Origin of the sequence: Mesorhizobium sp. B2-4-1 (genome assembly GCF_006442185.1) — a bacterium.
Lineage (GTDB): Bacteria > Pseudomonadota > Alphaproteobacteria > Rhizobiales > Rhizobiaceae > Mesorhizobium.
In genome coordinates this window covers 218,383-231,214 of the sequence record NZ_VFVN01000010.1, presented here as the reverse complement: position 1 = coordinate 231,214, position 12,832 = coordinate 218,383, and the positions used below count along the sequence as shown (strand labels likewise).

20 protein-coding genes and 1 pseudogene are annotated in these 12,832 nt (G+C 59.5%); 13 read left to right on the top strand and 8 right to left on the bottom strand.

Annotation, left to right across the window (positions count from 1 at the left end):
• Nucleotides 1-505: 505 nt before the first annotated feature.
• Complete coding sequence (locus tag FJ949_RS30445) at nt 506-769, bottom strand: hypothetical protein (protein WP_181172140.1); 264 nt, start codon at nt 767-769, stop codon at nt 506-508.
• 262 nt (nt 770-1,031) lie between these two features.
• On the opposite strand from FJ949_RS30445, the gene FJ949_RS24110 reads away from it, so the two are divergent.
• Both FJ949_RS24110 and FJ949_RS24105 read left to right on the top strand, forming a co-directional pair.
• Nucleotides 1,032-1,247, top strand: coding sequence for a hypothetical protein (locus tag FJ949_RS24110; protein WP_224646673.1), 216 nt, complete (start codon nt 1,032-1,034; stop codon nt 1,245-1,247).
• A 211-nt stretch (nt 1,248-1,458) separates the two neighbouring features.
• Entirely contained in the window at nt 1,459-1,761 is a 303-nt protein-coding gene (locus FJ949_RS24105) for a hypothetical protein (protein WP_140499796.1), read from the top strand.
• A gap of 13 nt (nt 1,762-1,774) precedes the next feature.
• On the opposite strand, the gene FJ949_RS24100 is transcribed toward FJ949_RS24105, so the two are convergent.
• From FJ949_RS24100 to FJ949_RS24090, 4 genes are all read right to left on the bottom strand, one after another.
• Nucleotides 1,775-2,146, bottom strand: a complete 372-nt coding sequence (locus tag FJ949_RS24100; protein ID WP_224646671.1) for a DUF1515 family protein — start codon at nt 2,144-2,146, stop codon at nt 1,775-1,777.
• 51 nt (nt 2,147-2,197) lie between these two features.
• Nucleotides 2,198-2,467: a hypothetical protein gene (locus FJ949_RS24095; protein ID WP_140499795.1), complete on the bottom strand. Its 270-nt coding sequence runs from the start codon at nt 2,465-2,467 to the stop codon at nt 2,198-2,200.
• Nucleotides 2,468-2,641: 174 nt separating this feature from the next.
• Entirely contained in the window at nt 2,642-2,821 is a 180-nt protein-coding gene (locus FJ949_RS30865) for a hypothetical protein (protein WP_224646668.1), read from the bottom strand.
• Nucleotides 2,818-3,492 (bottom strand): glycoside hydrolase family 108 protein, encoded by a 675-nt coding sequence (locus FJ949_RS24090; protein ID WP_246680031.1) that lies wholly within the window; start codon nt 3,490-3,492, stop codon nt 2,818-2,820. The genes FJ949_RS30865 and FJ949_RS24090 overlap by 4 nt, the downstream gene beginning before the upstream one ends.
• A gap of 55 nt (nt 3,493-3,547) precedes the next feature.
• On the opposite strand from FJ949_RS24090, the gene FJ949_RS24085 reads away from it, so the two are divergent.
• From FJ949_RS24085 to FJ949_RS24050, 8 genes are all read left to right on the top strand, one after another.
• Entirely contained in the window at nt 3,548-3,748 is a 201-nt protein-coding gene (locus FJ949_RS24085) for a hypothetical protein (RefSeq protein WP_140499793.1), read from the top strand.
• A 405-nt stretch (nt 3,749-4,153) separates the two neighbouring features.
• Nucleotides 4,154-4,339 carry a hypothetical protein gene (locus FJ949_RS24080; protein ID WP_140499792.1) on the top strand — a complete coding sequence of 62 codons (186 nt, stop codon included), beginning with the start codon at nt 4,154-4,156 and terminating at the stop codon, nt 4,337-4,339.
• A gap of 338 nt (nt 4,340-4,677) precedes the next feature.
• Nucleotides 4,678-5,742: an iron-containing alcohol dehydrogenase gene (locus FJ949_RS24075; RefSeq protein WP_224646721.1), complete on the top strand. Its 1,065-nt coding sequence runs from the start codon at nt 4,678-4,680 to the stop codon at nt 5,740-5,742.
• A 79-nt stretch (nt 5,743-5,821) separates the two neighbouring features.
• The gene (ugpC, locus tag FJ949_RS24070) at nt 5,822-6,904 is read left to right on the top strand and encodes a sn-glycerol-3-phosphate ABC transporter ATP-binding protein UgpC (RefSeq protein WP_140499827.1); all 1,083 of its coding nucleotides are present in this window, start codon (nt 5,822-5,824) and stop codon (nt 6,902-6,904) included.
• Nucleotides 6,905-7,120: a hypothetical protein gene (locus FJ949_RS24065; protein ID WP_140499788.1), complete on the top strand. Its 216-nt coding sequence runs from the start codon at nt 6,905-6,907 to the stop codon at nt 7,118-7,120.
• Nucleotides 7,121-7,306: 186 nt separating this feature from the next.
• Nucleotides 7,307-7,957 (top strand): hypothetical protein, encoded by a 651-nt coding sequence (locus FJ949_RS24060; RefSeq protein WP_224646713.1) that lies wholly within the window; start codon nt 7,307-7,309, stop codon nt 7,955-7,957.
• A gap of 94 nt (nt 7,958-8,051) precedes the next feature.
• Nucleotides 8,052-8,471 (top strand): helix-turn-helix domain-containing protein, encoded by a 420-nt coding sequence (locus FJ949_RS24055; RefSeq protein ID WP_140499785.1) that lies wholly within the window; start codon nt 8,052-8,054, stop codon nt 8,469-8,471.
• Between the two features lie 11 nt (nt 8,472-8,482).
• Nucleotides 8,483-9,049, top strand: coding sequence for a sugar-binding domain-containing protein (locus tag FJ949_RS24050; RefSeq protein ID WP_246680029.1), 567 nt, complete (start codon nt 8,483-8,485; stop codon nt 9,047-9,049).
• Between the two features lie 114 nt (nt 9,050-9,163).
• Here FJ949_RS24050 and FJ949_RS24045 read toward each other — a convergent pair.
• Nucleotides 9,164-9,421 (bottom strand): annotated as a pseudogene (locus FJ949_RS24045) (nucleotidyltransferase domain-containing protein); the annotation flags it as partial.
• Between the two features lie 531 nt (nt 9,422-9,952).
• Between FJ949_RS24045 and FJ949_RS24040 the strand changes: the two are divergent.
• Both FJ949_RS24040 and FJ949_RS24035 read left to right on the top strand, forming a co-directional pair.
• Nucleotides 9,953-10,486 (top strand): MucR family transcriptional regulator, encoded by a 534-nt coding sequence (locus FJ949_RS24040; RefSeq protein ID WP_140499779.1) that lies wholly within the window; start codon nt 9,953-9,955, stop codon nt 10,484-10,486.
• Nucleotides 10,487-10,924: 438 nt separating this feature from the next.
• Nucleotides 10,925-11,416 (top strand): thermonuclease family protein, encoded by a 492-nt coding sequence (locus tag FJ949_RS24035; protein WP_140499778.1) that lies wholly within the window; start codon nt 10,925-10,927, stop codon nt 11,414-11,416.
• Nucleotides 11,417-11,444: 28 nt separating this feature from the next.
• Here FJ949_RS24035 and FJ949_RS24030 read toward each other — a convergent pair whose 3' ends face one another.
• Both FJ949_RS24030 and FJ949_RS24025 read right to left on the bottom strand, forming a co-directional pair.
• Nucleotides 11,445-11,906: a hypothetical protein gene (locus tag FJ949_RS24030; RefSeq protein WP_140499776.1), complete on the bottom strand. Its 462-nt coding sequence runs from the start codon at nt 11,904-11,906 to the stop codon at nt 11,445-11,447.
• Nucleotides 11,903-12,115, bottom strand: a complete 213-nt coding sequence (locus FJ949_RS24025) for a hypothetical protein (RefSeq protein ID WP_140499774.1) — start codon at nt 12,113-12,115, stop codon at nt 11,903-11,905. Before FJ949_RS24025 ends, FJ949_RS24030 begins: the two co-directional genes overlap by 4 nt.
• A 121-nt stretch (nt 12,116-12,236) precedes the next feature.
• Between FJ949_RS24025 and FJ949_RS24020 the strand changes: the two genes are divergently transcribed.
• Nucleotides 12,237-12,824: a hypothetical protein gene (locus tag FJ949_RS24020; protein ID WP_140499772.1), complete on the top strand. Its 588-nt coding sequence runs from the start codon at nt 12,237-12,239 to the stop codon at nt 12,822-12,824.
• Nucleotides 12,825-12,832 lie beyond the last annotated feature (8 nt).

The window sequence follows — 12,832 nt, the reverse complement described above, 5'->3', positions numbered from 1 at the left end:
GAGGGAGGGAGGGAGGAGCATCGGCCAGACGCCTAACCTCTCACGGCGCTGGTCGTTCCGGGCTGGACGAAAAAAAGCCCGCCACCTCTCGGCAGGCGAGTGTCATCGAGAAATGGCACTGAATGGGAACAGTGCAAGGGCCAAAGCTGTTCAGCGCGCGATTGTTCCACGAGGGCTGTTTTGTGCCGGCGCTGGAAGGCCCCCCTGGGAAGGCACAGGTAGGGGTCTGGGTTGTCCGCAATTTTTTAGGCGATTACATATCCGTCAAGGATTCGTTTGAAATGTGGATACCGGGGATAGAAAGCGCCGCGCGCTCTGTCTCCACTTATGAGGTGCTTTGCCGTTCCCCTACGGCTGGGTAGCGCCTGACTTGGCAGCTATCCGATCTAGCAGCTTGCGGGACTCCGCGATTATGCGGCGGGTCTCCGCGATAGTGGAGTGCAGGTCTTCCACCCCTGCCGCCGCTCGTATCTGGAAGAGGCGCGCATTTGCTGCCGCAAGGTGATCAAGTTCCCACTCGTCCATCAGGGGACGGTCCATTGCGGATGAGCTCGAACGTGACCTTTACCACAAATAGCGGGCCGCTTGTACCGTCATGAACTTGCAGTGCGACTTCGCGAAACGTGCCGTCCGGCATCTGCTCTTTTGCTATTTCGAGCAGCGCCCTTGCTGCCTCATCTTCGGCAGAAGCTAGGCTTGGAAGGTCTGTGCCTTCCGTATCCGGGTATGGGGTTCCGTTGTCGATTAGATCGAAGAAGAAGCGGGGCATGCGCTCCTAATCGCGAACCCTCAGAAATGTTTCATCGCTCCTACATCTCAATCAGGGCGTAGGCCACGCCGGTTATCGTAATCGTCCATAGTCAAAACCCTGGTTCATCGGTCTGTCTTGATACCAACATCAACAGACGTTGGGCAACCCTTTGTGGTGGGTCCGTCAAATATATAATCGCCTTTTTTTACTTAAAATAACCTTTGCAGAAATATTCCGTACCATCTTCGGCGGTATGTCGCGAACCAACGGAATGTTCCGGTTGGACATCACGGTCTCATGTTTTGCAAATGGCTCCGATCCAAAGGCATCGATACGTATTCAAGCCAAGGCCTACCCCGAAAGGTTGCTCGCCGACTGGCGGCGCCATTTCCGCGAAGATCGGATGCCGAACAAGGCGATAGACTACTTCCGGGGCCGTGACAGCGTTGCGTTGCAGTACCTGCCGAAGCTTCTGCCGAAGCGGAAAACAGCCTAAGTGAATTGGGCCGCTGCTCCATAGTGGTCGCGGCCCAATCGTGCGGCGCTCCTATCCTGCGCAGGTTGGCAAGCTCCCACTTTTATGTCCTGCATGAGTTCGGGCGTGCCATAGGCCGCGCCGAAGTTGTTGACTTCGGCTCTATGGAAAGCGTACGTCGCGGCTTGCCCCCCGCGTCCAGGGCGCGCTTCCACCCGATAGAAGGTCAAAAATGGACGACAAATATACCAATGCTCGTGAACACTTCTTCGCTGCGATCCGAGCGCTCGCAGCTTCCGAAGATAACATTCAGGCGAGGCTGATCGAGGCGAATGGAAACATTCTGAATGTGACGATCGACGAATTCAACGGCGACCGCGAACTCAAAATCAAATTTGCAAAATTGCTGGACCTTCTGGCGATCGATCAGGATGATTTGGAAACCGTCGCTGTAGAGAACGCGGCGCACATGACGGACTTCGAGGCGGTGAAAGTCGCCGATCTGATCTGCGATTTCTATTACGAGATCACCTAGCTCGGGTGCATGCCTACCCTCCCCGCAGCACGCGCCAGATATCGGCCCAGTAGGCGGTGACCAGCGAAGCCAGCGCCGCCGCTGCCATGCCGGTTACACCGAGCGCGCCGAGGCCCATGAGCTTCCAGCGGGTCACCTCAGCGGTTACCGCCTTCACCTCCGTCATATCCTCGCTGAGCGATCTGACGGCACCTTCAGTCTCCGCAAGCCGTTCAACCAGTTCGTCGGTCTTGGCGTACATCTTTGAACGGCTGGCAGCGGCACGCTGTTCGGATTGTTCGTAGGAGAGAGCAGCGCGTGCATCGCTGTCCTTGATGTCGCGCCGGATTTCCGTCACATCGCGCTGGACGCCTTCCATGGCGGCGACGAGGCCACCGACCATCATCTCTAGGCTCTTTGTCCCCGATACCGCCATCATCCCGGTCCTAATGCACTGCTATGATTTCAGTTCGGCACGGCGCGCGGCGCTTGCCTTGGTGTGCAGGTCGCATTCTGCGCGGGTGTAGAGCTTCACGGCGCAGCCTGGCGCCATGGTGCGGTCGATCTTGTTCTGGTCGGCAACTGTCTTGCCCTGCGCCCCGGCAAGGCTGTTACCGAGGGCCTGTCGTAGCGGCGTTACACCGCTGACGCCCGAAGTCGTACACGCCGCCAGCGTCGATGCACTCGTCAAAAGACATGCGAGCGTCAATGCCCTTGTGGATCGCATCAGTATTCTCCTTTTCGATCTTGGCGCGCAGCTCGTCGGCGCCCCAATGTTTGATGAGTGCGCAGCCGCCGAGTGCCCCGCCTGAGACTGCGACGGCTATGGCGGCCCATGTGATGAGCCCGGCCAGAGGGCGGGGAACGCCGATGAGGCCGGCAACCAGGGAGATCAGCCAGGTCATGCCGGCGCGGTCCCGAGTGCTTCAGCCAGGCGCTTGGCCTTCCGATTGACGTACCAGCGATAGGCAAGGCCGCCGATGACCAGCAGCGCACTCGCGAACGCCAGGGCGACGACGACTTTTCCAATGAGCTCGCTCGAATAAGAGAGCGGCGATATCTGGTTCTGCAGCTCGGTCAACGTGCCAGCGAGCCCGCCGCCGGCGACGCCACCACCGGTTGCCAGGTCGGCCGGCGCGGTCGATGGCGCTGCCTTGGCATCCTCGACCAGGGCCTTTGCCTGACCACCGGTGATGAAGTTGGCGGCCTGCGGCTTCTCGCCGGTCGCCCATGCCTTGCCGATCGCGCGCACTTCGGCGACACGCGCCGTCCAGCCTTTGCCGAAAGTCGGAACGTGCCGAGATGGCGAAGGAAGTTCATGCGTGCATCGCAAATGCAGTCGATCAGCGCGTCGTTATTGTTGACCGCCTTGAGCGCCGCCAGGGTGCCCACGCCCACGACGCCGTCGATCGGCCCGGTGTAGGCCGGGCGAAGCGCCTGTTGGAGCCACATGATCGAGCGGCCGGGCCCGGAGTTCACGCCGCCATCGAACACGACGTAGTCGACGCCATCGGGCAGAAGGTCGCCCTTCACCGCGTCCCAGTACTGCTTGTCGTAGATGTCGTTGAGCTCGGCGGTCGTGATGTTCTTCACCGACCGGGTGGAAAGCCCCTTCCCTCGGCGATAGCCATCATAAACGCGCTGGGTGACGCCCTTCATCGTTGGGCCGCCCGGGTCCGCTTTGTTGTTCGAATAGCCGCCTTCGTGTGCGAGCACTTTGGCAAGCGATTCCTTTTCACGGGAAGCAGCCATGATTTTTCCTTTCGGTGACGTTTGGGATAGTGTCTGCGCCGGAGGAACGAGACGCATGCAGGGGTTCATCGTCGAGTTGATACGCGACGGCAAAGCGGTGGAACGGGCCGAGATTCAGGCCGAGAACGATGTCGAGGCCGCAAAGACCCGTGGACCAATAACGATACCGTATGGTGAGGAACCCCAGACCGGCGAATGGATCAGGGTGACGCATCCTGACGGCATCACCACGACTTGGTTTGAGCCAGATCGTTAGGAGGTCGAAGGATCAAGGTTCCTTGTCAGGGAAAGAGCCATGACAGTTCCTTTCGATGTCGGATGGGACTAGAGATCAGCGCGGGGTGATCGGGCTGATGGGAAGTTTCAAAGTTGAGGCGATGAATGGCACGAAGGCGATCAGCACGACTTCAGTGGAAGCCCACAGCCACGTTCATGCCGTTGTGAAGGCGATCCAGCGACCACTAAAGCCGGGGCGAACACCTGGCAGACCGTGGGTGCGCGTCACCGATCTGGGCACGCGTAAGATCAGCGAGTTCGAATTTGCTAGTTACCGGAACCTCAAGTCGCCAGAATAATTTCCAGCTCTAGAGGCGTACCATTTGGATCCAGCAGCCGCGGGAGGGTACGGCTGAATGCCCTGGGCGGCCTTCAGGAGGCATCCATGGCCGAGTATGTCGTGGAGGAGTTGAACGGCAACGCCGTATTCAGGCGCAACAAGATAGAGGCGCCAAGCGCCATTCAGGCGGCGTCCTCATGGACGGGTCGTGCTGTGACAGCCGGACGCGAGCCCGGAATGATGTGGATACGGGTCACAGACGAACAGGGCCGCGTCAGCGAGTTTCACTGATGACCGAATACGATAAACAGCATGGCAACCGGGGCGGCCAATGGCTGTTCTGGATTGTCTTTGTGTTGCTGGTGATCGCTGGCGCGATCTGGTGGTTGAGATAACGGTAGGATCGACTCTCTCCAGCCGTGGTGCTTTGATGCCGGCCGGTTTCAACGGGGAGTAAGCAATGAAATCTGAGGAAAATCGCGAGCTAACGGAGATTGCCTTCGTCTATCCCGGTGTGCGCCGGATCGCCTTGAGGATGCGGGCTTGGTCGTGCCCGTGATACGACCAAGGTAAGGTTGGTCGTTGGCCTGCTGAGAGCAACATACAGTTTGGCTCTGGCGGCTGAGATCGTGCTGCCTCAAGGCCTCGATTGCGACGAAGCAACGATCCAGATGGTCAGGGAGAGGACGCGGCACGCGGACGGGGTCGTGGCTGTCGGATCCGGCGTCCTCAACGACAGCTGCAAGCATGCAACCTTCCTTGACAACCGGCCTTATGCAGTCTTCGGCACGGCAGCCTCGATGAATGGCTATGGTGCTTCGACAGCGTCTGTGACCTTGGCTTCAGGGCTCAAGATCTCGCTGCCGTCGCACGCCCCGCGCGGCATTTTCCTGGACCTTGGCATTTCGGCCGCAGCGCCGACCTGGCTCAGCGCCGCCGGGCTCGGCGACAGCCTCTGCCGTTCCACTGCCCAGATCGATTGGTGGGCCTCCCATAGGCTGTTCGGCACCTACTACACTGACGTGCCCTATTTGCTGCAGGCGGCCGATGAGGAGCTCATGCTGGCCCATGCCTCTGGCCTTGCCAGGCATGACATCACCGCAGTTGGGCACCTCCAGCGCGTCTTGACGCTATGCTCGATGGGGGTCTGCTTCGCCGGCGTTTCCCATCCGGGCTCCATGGGAGAGCACCAGATCTCCCATTGGATCGACATCTTCGCGCGGGAGCGTCATCCTGGTACCACGCATGGTCAGCAGGTTGGGGTTGCCTCGCTGGTGATGGCGCGTCTGCAAGCCAGGCTGATGGACCTGGAAGAGCCGCCGCGGGCAAGGCCGACCGTTGTCGACGAAGCCGCGATGCTGGCCCGATATGGCGCCCAGCTTGGGCCGCTTTGTCTTACCGAGATGAAGAACACAGCACTCGAGCCCAGTCAGACGGAAGCCTTCAATCGTAAACTTGGCGAAATCTGGCCGGCTCTGCGCCGGGAGCTTCGGCCAATGGCAATGCCGGTTGCGCGCATGGAGGCGGTGCTCAAGGCTGTCGGGGGGCCGGTCACCGGCTCGGAATTGGGCCTGCCGCGAGAGCTTTGGCACGATGCCATTCGCTATTCGCGAGAAATCCGTGGCCGCTGGTCCTTTGTCAATCTGGCCGCCGATGCGGGGCTGCTGGAAGAGTTCCTGGAGAGTGAATGGTGAATCGCATTTGATCGCCGCCGAGGTCTCGCGCGGTGAAGTGGTAGCTAATAGGCAAGGACAATCGAAGGGAAAGCAATTTATGGCGTCTGTAACCGTCGACAACGTGAGGAAGGAGTATGGCGCCGTCGAAGTTATCCATGCACTCGATCTTTCGATCGAAGACGGCCAGTTTGTCGTTTTGTTAGGGCCGTCCGGGTGCGGCAAGTCCACTCTGTTGCGCATGATAGCCGGTCTTGAGCCAATAACGTCGGGTGGAATCTCCATAGGCGATAAGGTCGTCAACACCCTTCACCCCAAGGACCGCAACATCGCGATGGTGTTCCAGAATTACGCGCTTTACGCGCACATGACGGTCTTCGACAATATGGCCTTTTCCATGCAGTTGAAGAAACGCTCGAAGGAAGAAATCAAACAGAAGGTGGGATGGGCGGCGTCGATCCTCAATCTGACCCCCTACCTGGAACGGTACCCTCGCCAGCTTTCGGGCGGCCAGCGGCAGCGCGTTGCCATGGGCCGCGCCATCGTGCGCGATCCAACCGTATTCCTGTTTGACGAGCCGTTGTCCAACCTCGACGCCAAACTGAGAGTGCAGATGCGGACTGAAATTAAGGAACTCCACCAGCGGCTGAAGACCACCACCGTCTATGTCACGCACGACCAGATCGAGGCTATGACCATGGCCGATATCATCGTCATCATGCGTGATGGCCGTATCGAGCAGATTGGGCGCCCGCTCGAGGTCTACGATAACCCGGCAAACCTCTTTGTCGTCGCGTTTATTGGCTCGCCTGCAATGAATATGTTTCATGGCGAGGTGGCACCCGAGAGAGACGCCTGGGTGGTACGGACCGGCGAACTGTCCCTCCCGCTTCCGCCGAAGGCTTCGGTCCGGCCCGGCCAAAAGGCGATCTACGGCATTCGGCCCGAACATCTTCGACCGGTTGCCAACGGAAGCGGCATCCGCGCGACCGTCAAGGTTGTCGAGCCGACTGGCCCCGAAATACATGTTTTTGCAAACATGGGCGAGATGACGATCTGCTCGGTCCTGCATGACCGCATGGAACTCTCTCCCGGAGCTGTGATCAATCTGGAGCCGACGCCTGGCCGAATCCACCTGTTCGATGAAAGCAGCGGCGAACGGCTGGACAAGGAGAGAACTTGAATGGCGCAGATCGTTGTCCTCGGCGCGGGCGTCATGGGCTCTGCCATGACCTTTCCGGCCGCTCACGCAGGTAACCGCATCGCTCTGGTTGGCACCCATCTCGACGAGGAGATCATTGGCTCCGTGGCGAGCACAGGTCATCACCCGCGCCTCAACATCACGCTACCCAGAGCGGTAAATGCCTGTTCCTGGAAAATTCGGGCAAGCGATGAATGACAGACCAGAGTTGCTTATACTCGGGGTCTCGTCGGCCGGCGTTCCTTGGGCGATCGACCGAATTGCGGAAAGCATCAAGTCGCCTGTGCCAATATTGATGATTAAAAAGGGCTCGCCGCGAGCGACCAAGGCATCGAAATCCTGCCACGTCTGCTTGCTCGCGAGATTGAACGGCGCACCGGCTTGATGCTCCCGGTGATGGCTGTCGGCGGGCCGTGCATTGCCGGCGAGCTGGCGGCACAGCGCGATACCTCTGTGATCGTGGCCGGGCACGATCCCATTCAGCTTGCCGCGGCACTCCGCATCCTGCGAGCTCCATTCTATCACGTCCGATCATCATCCGATCTCGCTGGAGTCGAGATCTGCGCCGCGTTCAAGAATTTCTACACGCTGGCCGTAGGCGCCCCCATGGGACTGCTGGAGCGCGCTAACAAGGCGCCAAACGATGCTCTCATGCACAATCTGGCGTCGTCACTTTTCTCGCAGTCGCTGGCGGAAATGGCGATTTTGGTCGAAGCCATGGGCGGAAGAACAGAAACGGTGTGGGGACTGGCCGGCTCCGGGGATCTTTATGTGACCTGCCAAGCGGGCCGCAACGGTCGCATGGGACGCTGGCTCGGCCGTGGCTTGCCCTATTCCGTGGCGAAGCGTGAACATATGAGCTCAGACACGGTCGAAGGGGCGCAACTGGCGCTGGATCTTGGCCAAGCATTGGAGAAGATGATGGCGCAGGACGTACTTCCCGGCCATCGCCTGCCGCTGACGACCGCTATCATCGACGCGATTTGCCATGATGTGCGCTTGGATTTGTCCTTCGACCGCTATCACCGATGCTAAAGGTCGGCGCCCCAGAAATCGATGGATGCCTCGTTCGGTGCGGACACGGCCCCACCGAGCCGCCCGTAGGGCGGAGAGTGGATAGGATAGTTTGATGGACAAACCACCGCGAAAGAAGCGGGACGGCCGCCTCGCCGTAACCAACGCCGTCTCGGCTGATCGCGAGGAAGGGCTCCTCGTGCGTGCTGCTTGGCTTCCTTATGTGGGAGACCTCACGCAGGCGCAAATTGCCAAGTCTCTTGGCCTAACCCGCCTTCGCGTCAACCGAATGCTCGCGCACGCCCGCGAGCGAGGAATAGTTCAGATACGCATCAATTCGAAAGTGGCGAACTGCATCGAGCTGGAGAACCGGTTGCGGGACGCCTACGGCGTCTCGGATCCAGTTGTGGTCCCGACACCGCCCGATCCTGCTCTGGTACCACAAGTCATCGCAGCCGCGGCCGGCGAAGCCCTGTCGCTTAGAATACGTGATGGGTCTCGGTGGGGGTGGGATGGGGGCGGACGCTCCAGCTAAGTCTCCGTTCGGTGACGGTGCGTCCGGTCAAAGCGATGTCCGTCGTTTCCCTGCTAGGCGGGCTCACACGCGGGTCGGCGATCAGTATCTATGAGATAGCTTCCCGGCTCGCGGCGCTTTTCGATGCGGGATGTTTCTACATCGCGGCACCGGTGTTCACGGACACCGAGGCTACGCGCGATCTGCTGATGCGCCAGTCTATCTTGGAGGACGCCTTCACCCATGCCCGCGACGTCGACGCCGCGTTCGTTTCCGTCGGTGCGGTGCACAAGGACGCCACCATCTTTCGGATCGGATTGGTAGGCGATGACGATCTCACATCGCTGCACGAGGCCGGCGCCGTCGGCGACATTTGCGGCCACTGGATCGATGCCGATGGACAACTCGTCGATCACCCTCTCAACCATCGTGTTATAGGCCTCGCTCCAGAAAACCTACGCGATATTGAAACCGTGATCCTGCCTTCGAGTGGCCTCGAGAAGGTCCCGGTGCTGCGCGCCGTGCTGCGTCTCGGTATCGTCGACGTTTTGATCACCGACGAAAAAACTGCCGAGGCGATCCTTGCGGAAAGGCGATAGGGCAGTTCTATCTAAGACTAGGGAAGGCCAGAGATTGTCGATCTCCTCGATCGAACTCTCGCCGGCGATCCCACCATCGTAACGACCTTAGCTGCGCCGTCATCAAGGCCCTCAGTAGTCGGAAAGCTTGTTGTTGTTGACGACCACCAGCAGATCGAAGTCACTGCGGTAGCCCTTCATTGTCAGTGGTTCGTCGACCCAGTTGCCGCGGGCATAGGAGCCGAACAGGATGATTTTCAGGATGCGGCCGCTCTTCTTCCAGTCGGCGCTGCTCTCGGCCAGTGCGTCCTCGAATTCGGCATGCAGGATCTCGACTTCGCGGGCCAACTCTTCCTGCTTGTGCTCAGGCAAGTGATCGATGCTGGTCTTCATTCTGCTTGGTTCAAGTTTGATGCATGGGCGTGTCGAAGCACTGGTTATAGCAGGCTCGGACACATGCGAAAGGCTGCCGCCGCCGGCAGGAGAAATCGGTTCGGATGTGGAATGGTCAACAGATGGCATGCTGCCGTCGCCAGCGCGAGCCGCCGCAAGGTTTCCCTCATTTCCAGCGCAGGAATCGCGATCGACAAAGTTTGTCCCGACAATGTAGGTGGATTTGGAACGAGTCCCCAACATACGGGCGGCGATCGTTACGGCGAACGCGTGAGCCCGCTCGTCGGCTTACGCTCGCAATGCTTTTCCGTGAGGCCCCGGCTCAGGGGTACTATGCCAACGACCTCTCGGCGTTTCGTTCATGACAGCCTTTCCGGCTCTGCTTGCCTAGGTTGGCACGCGTAGGAGTAGTATTTTCGGCATGTTTTGGGAAAACATGTGGCTTGTAGAGAAAAATGAACTATTTGTCTCGCTGGCGGTATGGCAAATCAAAGCCCGATCAATTCGTCCGATACGGTAAGAGGAAACTATATGACCACTGCTCTCGAACAAGACGGCCAACTGGATACTGTGTCGATAGCGGCCGACATCGTCGCCGCGTATGTCTCGAACAATCCGCTGCCGGTCGGCGAGTTGCCGAAGCTGATTGGCGATATTCATGCCGCTCTGAAAGGCATCGGCACGCCGGCGATAGAGCCTGTGGTTAAGCAGGAACCGGCAATATCGATCAGGAAGTCGGTGACGCCAGACTTTATTATCTGCCTTGAGGATGGGAAGAAGTTCAAGTCGCTCAAGCGTCATATTCGAGTTCACTACGATCTGACCCCTAATGAGTATCGCCTGAAGTGGAACCTTCCAGCTGACTATCCGATGGTGGCGCCGAACTATACGGCAACTCGCTCGGCATTGGCGAAATCAGCAGGCCTTGGACGAAAGGCGATGGCGCCCGCACCAGCCGCGAACGAGAAAACAAAAAAACCAGCGCGCTTTGCAGCCGCAAGAACACCTGCGGCGTCAATCAAGTCACCGCTGAAGAAGACGCGCAAGGCATCCGTCAAAGCCTGAGGGACTGCCCTGGCAAGGTGCCAGGCTGTAGCGGCCTGACCTTGATGAAGCCCCGCCGCGTGGCGGGGCTCAGTTGCATGTCGGTTCAGTCTGCGGCACAGCTGAACCGGATGAGGGAAGAACTGCCCCGACCAAGAAGGTAAAGAAGAGAACTAAGGACCTGGGTCTTGGATCACCGAGGTCGCTGGCACAGAGCCGGGGTGTCGTAGGGAGGCGCAGTTATGTTTCGGATTATCGCCGCATTGGCGATCGGCGGCGTTTTCATGCCGGTGGATCCTGCGTCGGTCGTGCGGCGCCCACAGGCGCCGGTGCCCTGGTCGACGGTTCATGTCGAGGGATGTTGCAAGACTTGTTCGGCCGGTCAGGCATGTGGCGATAGCTGCATCTCGCGAGAGAAGCGATGCCACAAAGCGCCCGGCTGCGCGTGCGATGGCTGAGATGCGGCGATTTCCCGCCCTTGGTGTCTGCCGCTTGTCGGCCGCCTTGCTCTGCCTCACCTTGCCTTCCGTGGCCGAACCACTGGTGGGCATTCCATCAGTCGTGGACGGCGACACGATCGAAATTCATGGACAGCGGATTCGCCTCAATGGCATGGACGCGCCGGAGAGTGCTCAGATCTGCGCCATCGCCTCTGGCAAGAAGTACCGTTGCGGCCAGCAGGCGTCTCTGGTGTTGGCGGATTTCCTCGATGCGCATCGCCCAACATCGTGCATTGGAGTCGACCGCGATCGCTACAGGCGCATGGTCGCTGTCTGCACCGCCGCAGGCGTCGATATCGGCGAATGGATGGTCAGGCAGGGCTATGCGCTTGATTGGCCGAAATACAGTGCCGGCTTCTACGTTGGAGCCGAGCAGGAAGCCAGGACCGCAAAGCGCGGCCTGTGGGCCGGCTCATTCGACAAGCCCTGGAATTGGCGCAGGCAACACTAGGACCTTCGCCGTTCCCTCAGGAGCCGGTTCAATTCCGCGGCAGCTTGTGAATCTCCAGTCTCACCGGACCGCCTCGATCGCAGCTCGTGCAGACAAGCGCCCTCTCAACGGAGCTGAACAGCGCGTCCTTGCCGTATCGCCGAATAAGTGCGGCTGGCTTCACCTCGGCATAGTGCGAGCAGCGTTTGCACCAAGCTCGCAACGTGTGCCATTCGCGCAGATCGCCAAGTGAAACGTCCAACCCGGCATGAATGCTGCCGTTGATGACAGTCTGCGGTGGAACCTTCACCTCGCCCGGAGTGATAATCTTCTCCATGACATGGCGGCTGTTGTAGTGAATCAGCAGCATTCCGGGCCGACGCCGAATGGCCGCCTGCCAAGCTGCCTGGCTGACCACCGCGTCCGGAGATCGGCATATGGTTTCGAGATGGGTTTTCTCCTCTCGATCCCAGACTTCGATCCGGAAATTGTCTTCCGCCGTCTCGGTCATTGAACCCGCGCCTTATGCCAGCCGCGAGAATAGCCGTTCGAGACTGCGGCCCGCGACAAGCCCAGTTCCCGTTCAAGGTCGTTGTTCCTGGCAAGGACATTCAGCAACGCGACCAAGACATCGCCGCCGGCTGCGGCTATGGCCTGCTCAGCCACCTCTTCCAGTTCGGACATAGCTTCGCCGGCCGGCGCGTTCTGGCGCGTTCCCATGCCTCTTTCCTGCTCAGATGTCATTCAGGAATAAGGAACATATTCCTTCCTCGTCAAGAGCAGTCTTGACTCAATGTTCTCTTTTCGTTCACTGTAGCTAAAATAGTTACCGGAGACAGACATGGACCTGGTTTTGACCGTCCCAGGCGCATCGCCTGAGGAGATTTCGCGCGGCATCGCGGCCGCCGAGACGGCTTTGGAGCGCGCCGGTTTCACAGCCGAGGAAGCGGCACAAGGCGCCTTTGCACTCGAAGGCTGGGATATAAACGGCTTTCCGGAAGATGGATTGGACGGTCGAGCCGGCGCCTGCGCACAAGCCTGGGGCCAAGCCCATACCGCCGCCCTGGAGGCGTGCTGTGCCGGCTGGCCTGAAGAACGCAAGCCTCTAAGCGTGGATCTGGAGCTACTGATCGATCCGGAAACCCAACTCGTCGACCGCGTCACCGCGTTGGCGATGCTTCGTGCAGATGTTGAGCGAGGCGGCAAAGACACGCTTAGCGGAAGGGATTCCATCTTGGCCTGGCGCATTGCGGCCGATGTCGAAGATCGGTTCAAAATGCGAGACCTCATCGGCGACCTAACCGTCGTCTTCACCACTCTTTCGCTTTCTCATTTCCACCCTGACGAGCCGGTCGAACCCAAGCGCCAAGCCGTCTGTGATGCAATAAACGCGCTTGAAGCGGCGACGGAAAAGCAGGCCTCGCGCTGATGCGAAGG

Bases quoted from the DNA above. Each gene is read 5' to 3' on its own strand.
- FJ949_RS30445 (WP_181172140.1), bottom strand. From the start codon at position 769: ATGCCCCGCTTCTTCTTCGATCTAATCGACAACGGAACCCCATACCCG.
- FJ949_RS24105 (WP_140499796.1), top strand. From the start codon at position 1,459: ATGGACGACAAATATACCAATGCTCGTGAACACTTCTTCGCTGCGATC.
- FJ949_RS24100 (WP_224646671.1), bottom strand. From the start codon at position 2,146: ATGATGGTCGGTGGCCTCGTCGCCGCCATGGAAGGCGTCCAGCGCGAT.
- FJ949_RS24095 (WP_140499795.1), bottom strand. From the start codon at position 2,467: ATGCGATCCACAAGGGCATTGACGCTCGCATGTCTTTTGACGAGTGCA.
- FJ949_RS24090 (WP_246680031.1), bottom strand. From the start codon at position 3,492: ATGGCTGCTTCCCGTGAAAAGGAATCGCTTGCCAAAGTGCTCGCACAC.
- FJ949_RS24085 (WP_140499793.1), top strand. From the start codon at position 3,548: ATGCAGGGGTTCATCGTCGAGTTGATACGCGACGGCAAAGCGGTGGAA.
- FJ949_RS24080 (WP_140499792.1), top strand. From the start codon at position 4,154: ATGGCCGAGTATGTCGTGGAGGAGTTGAACGGCAACGCCGTATTCAGG.
- ugpC (WP_140499827.1), top strand. From the start codon at position 5,822: ATGGCGTCTGTAACCGTCGACAACGTGAGGAAGGAGTATGGCGCCGTC.
- FJ949_RS24065 (WP_140499788.1), top strand. From the start codon at position 6,905: ATGGCGCAGATCGTTGTCCTCGGCGCGGGCGTCATGGGCTCTGCCATG.
- FJ949_RS24060 (WP_224646713.1), top strand. From the start codon at position 7,307: ATGCTCCCGGTGATGGCTGTCGGCGGGCCGTGCATTGCCGGCGAGCTG.
- FJ949_RS24055 (WP_140499785.1), top strand. From the start codon at position 8,052: ATGGACAAACCACCGCGAAAGAAGCGGGACGGCCGCCTCGCCGTAACC.
- FJ949_RS24040 (WP_140499779.1), top strand. From the start codon at position 9,953: ATGACCACTGCTCTCGAACAAGACGGCCAACTGGATACTGTGTCGATA.
- FJ949_RS24035 (WP_140499778.1), top strand. From the start codon at position 10,925: ATGCGGCGATTTCCCGCCCTTGGTGTCTGCCGCTTGTCGGCCGCCTTG.
- FJ949_RS24030 (WP_140499776.1), bottom strand. From the start codon at position 11,906: ATGACCGAGACGGCGGAAGACAATTTCCGGATCGAAGTCTGGGATCGA.
- FJ949_RS24025 (WP_140499774.1), bottom strand. From the start codon at position 12,115: ATGGGAACGCGCCAGAACGCGCCGGCCGGCGAAGCTATGTCCGAACTG.
- FJ949_RS24020 (WP_140499772.1), top strand. From the start codon at position 12,237: ATGGACCTGGTTTTGACCGTCCCAGGCGCATCGCCTGAGGAGATTTCG.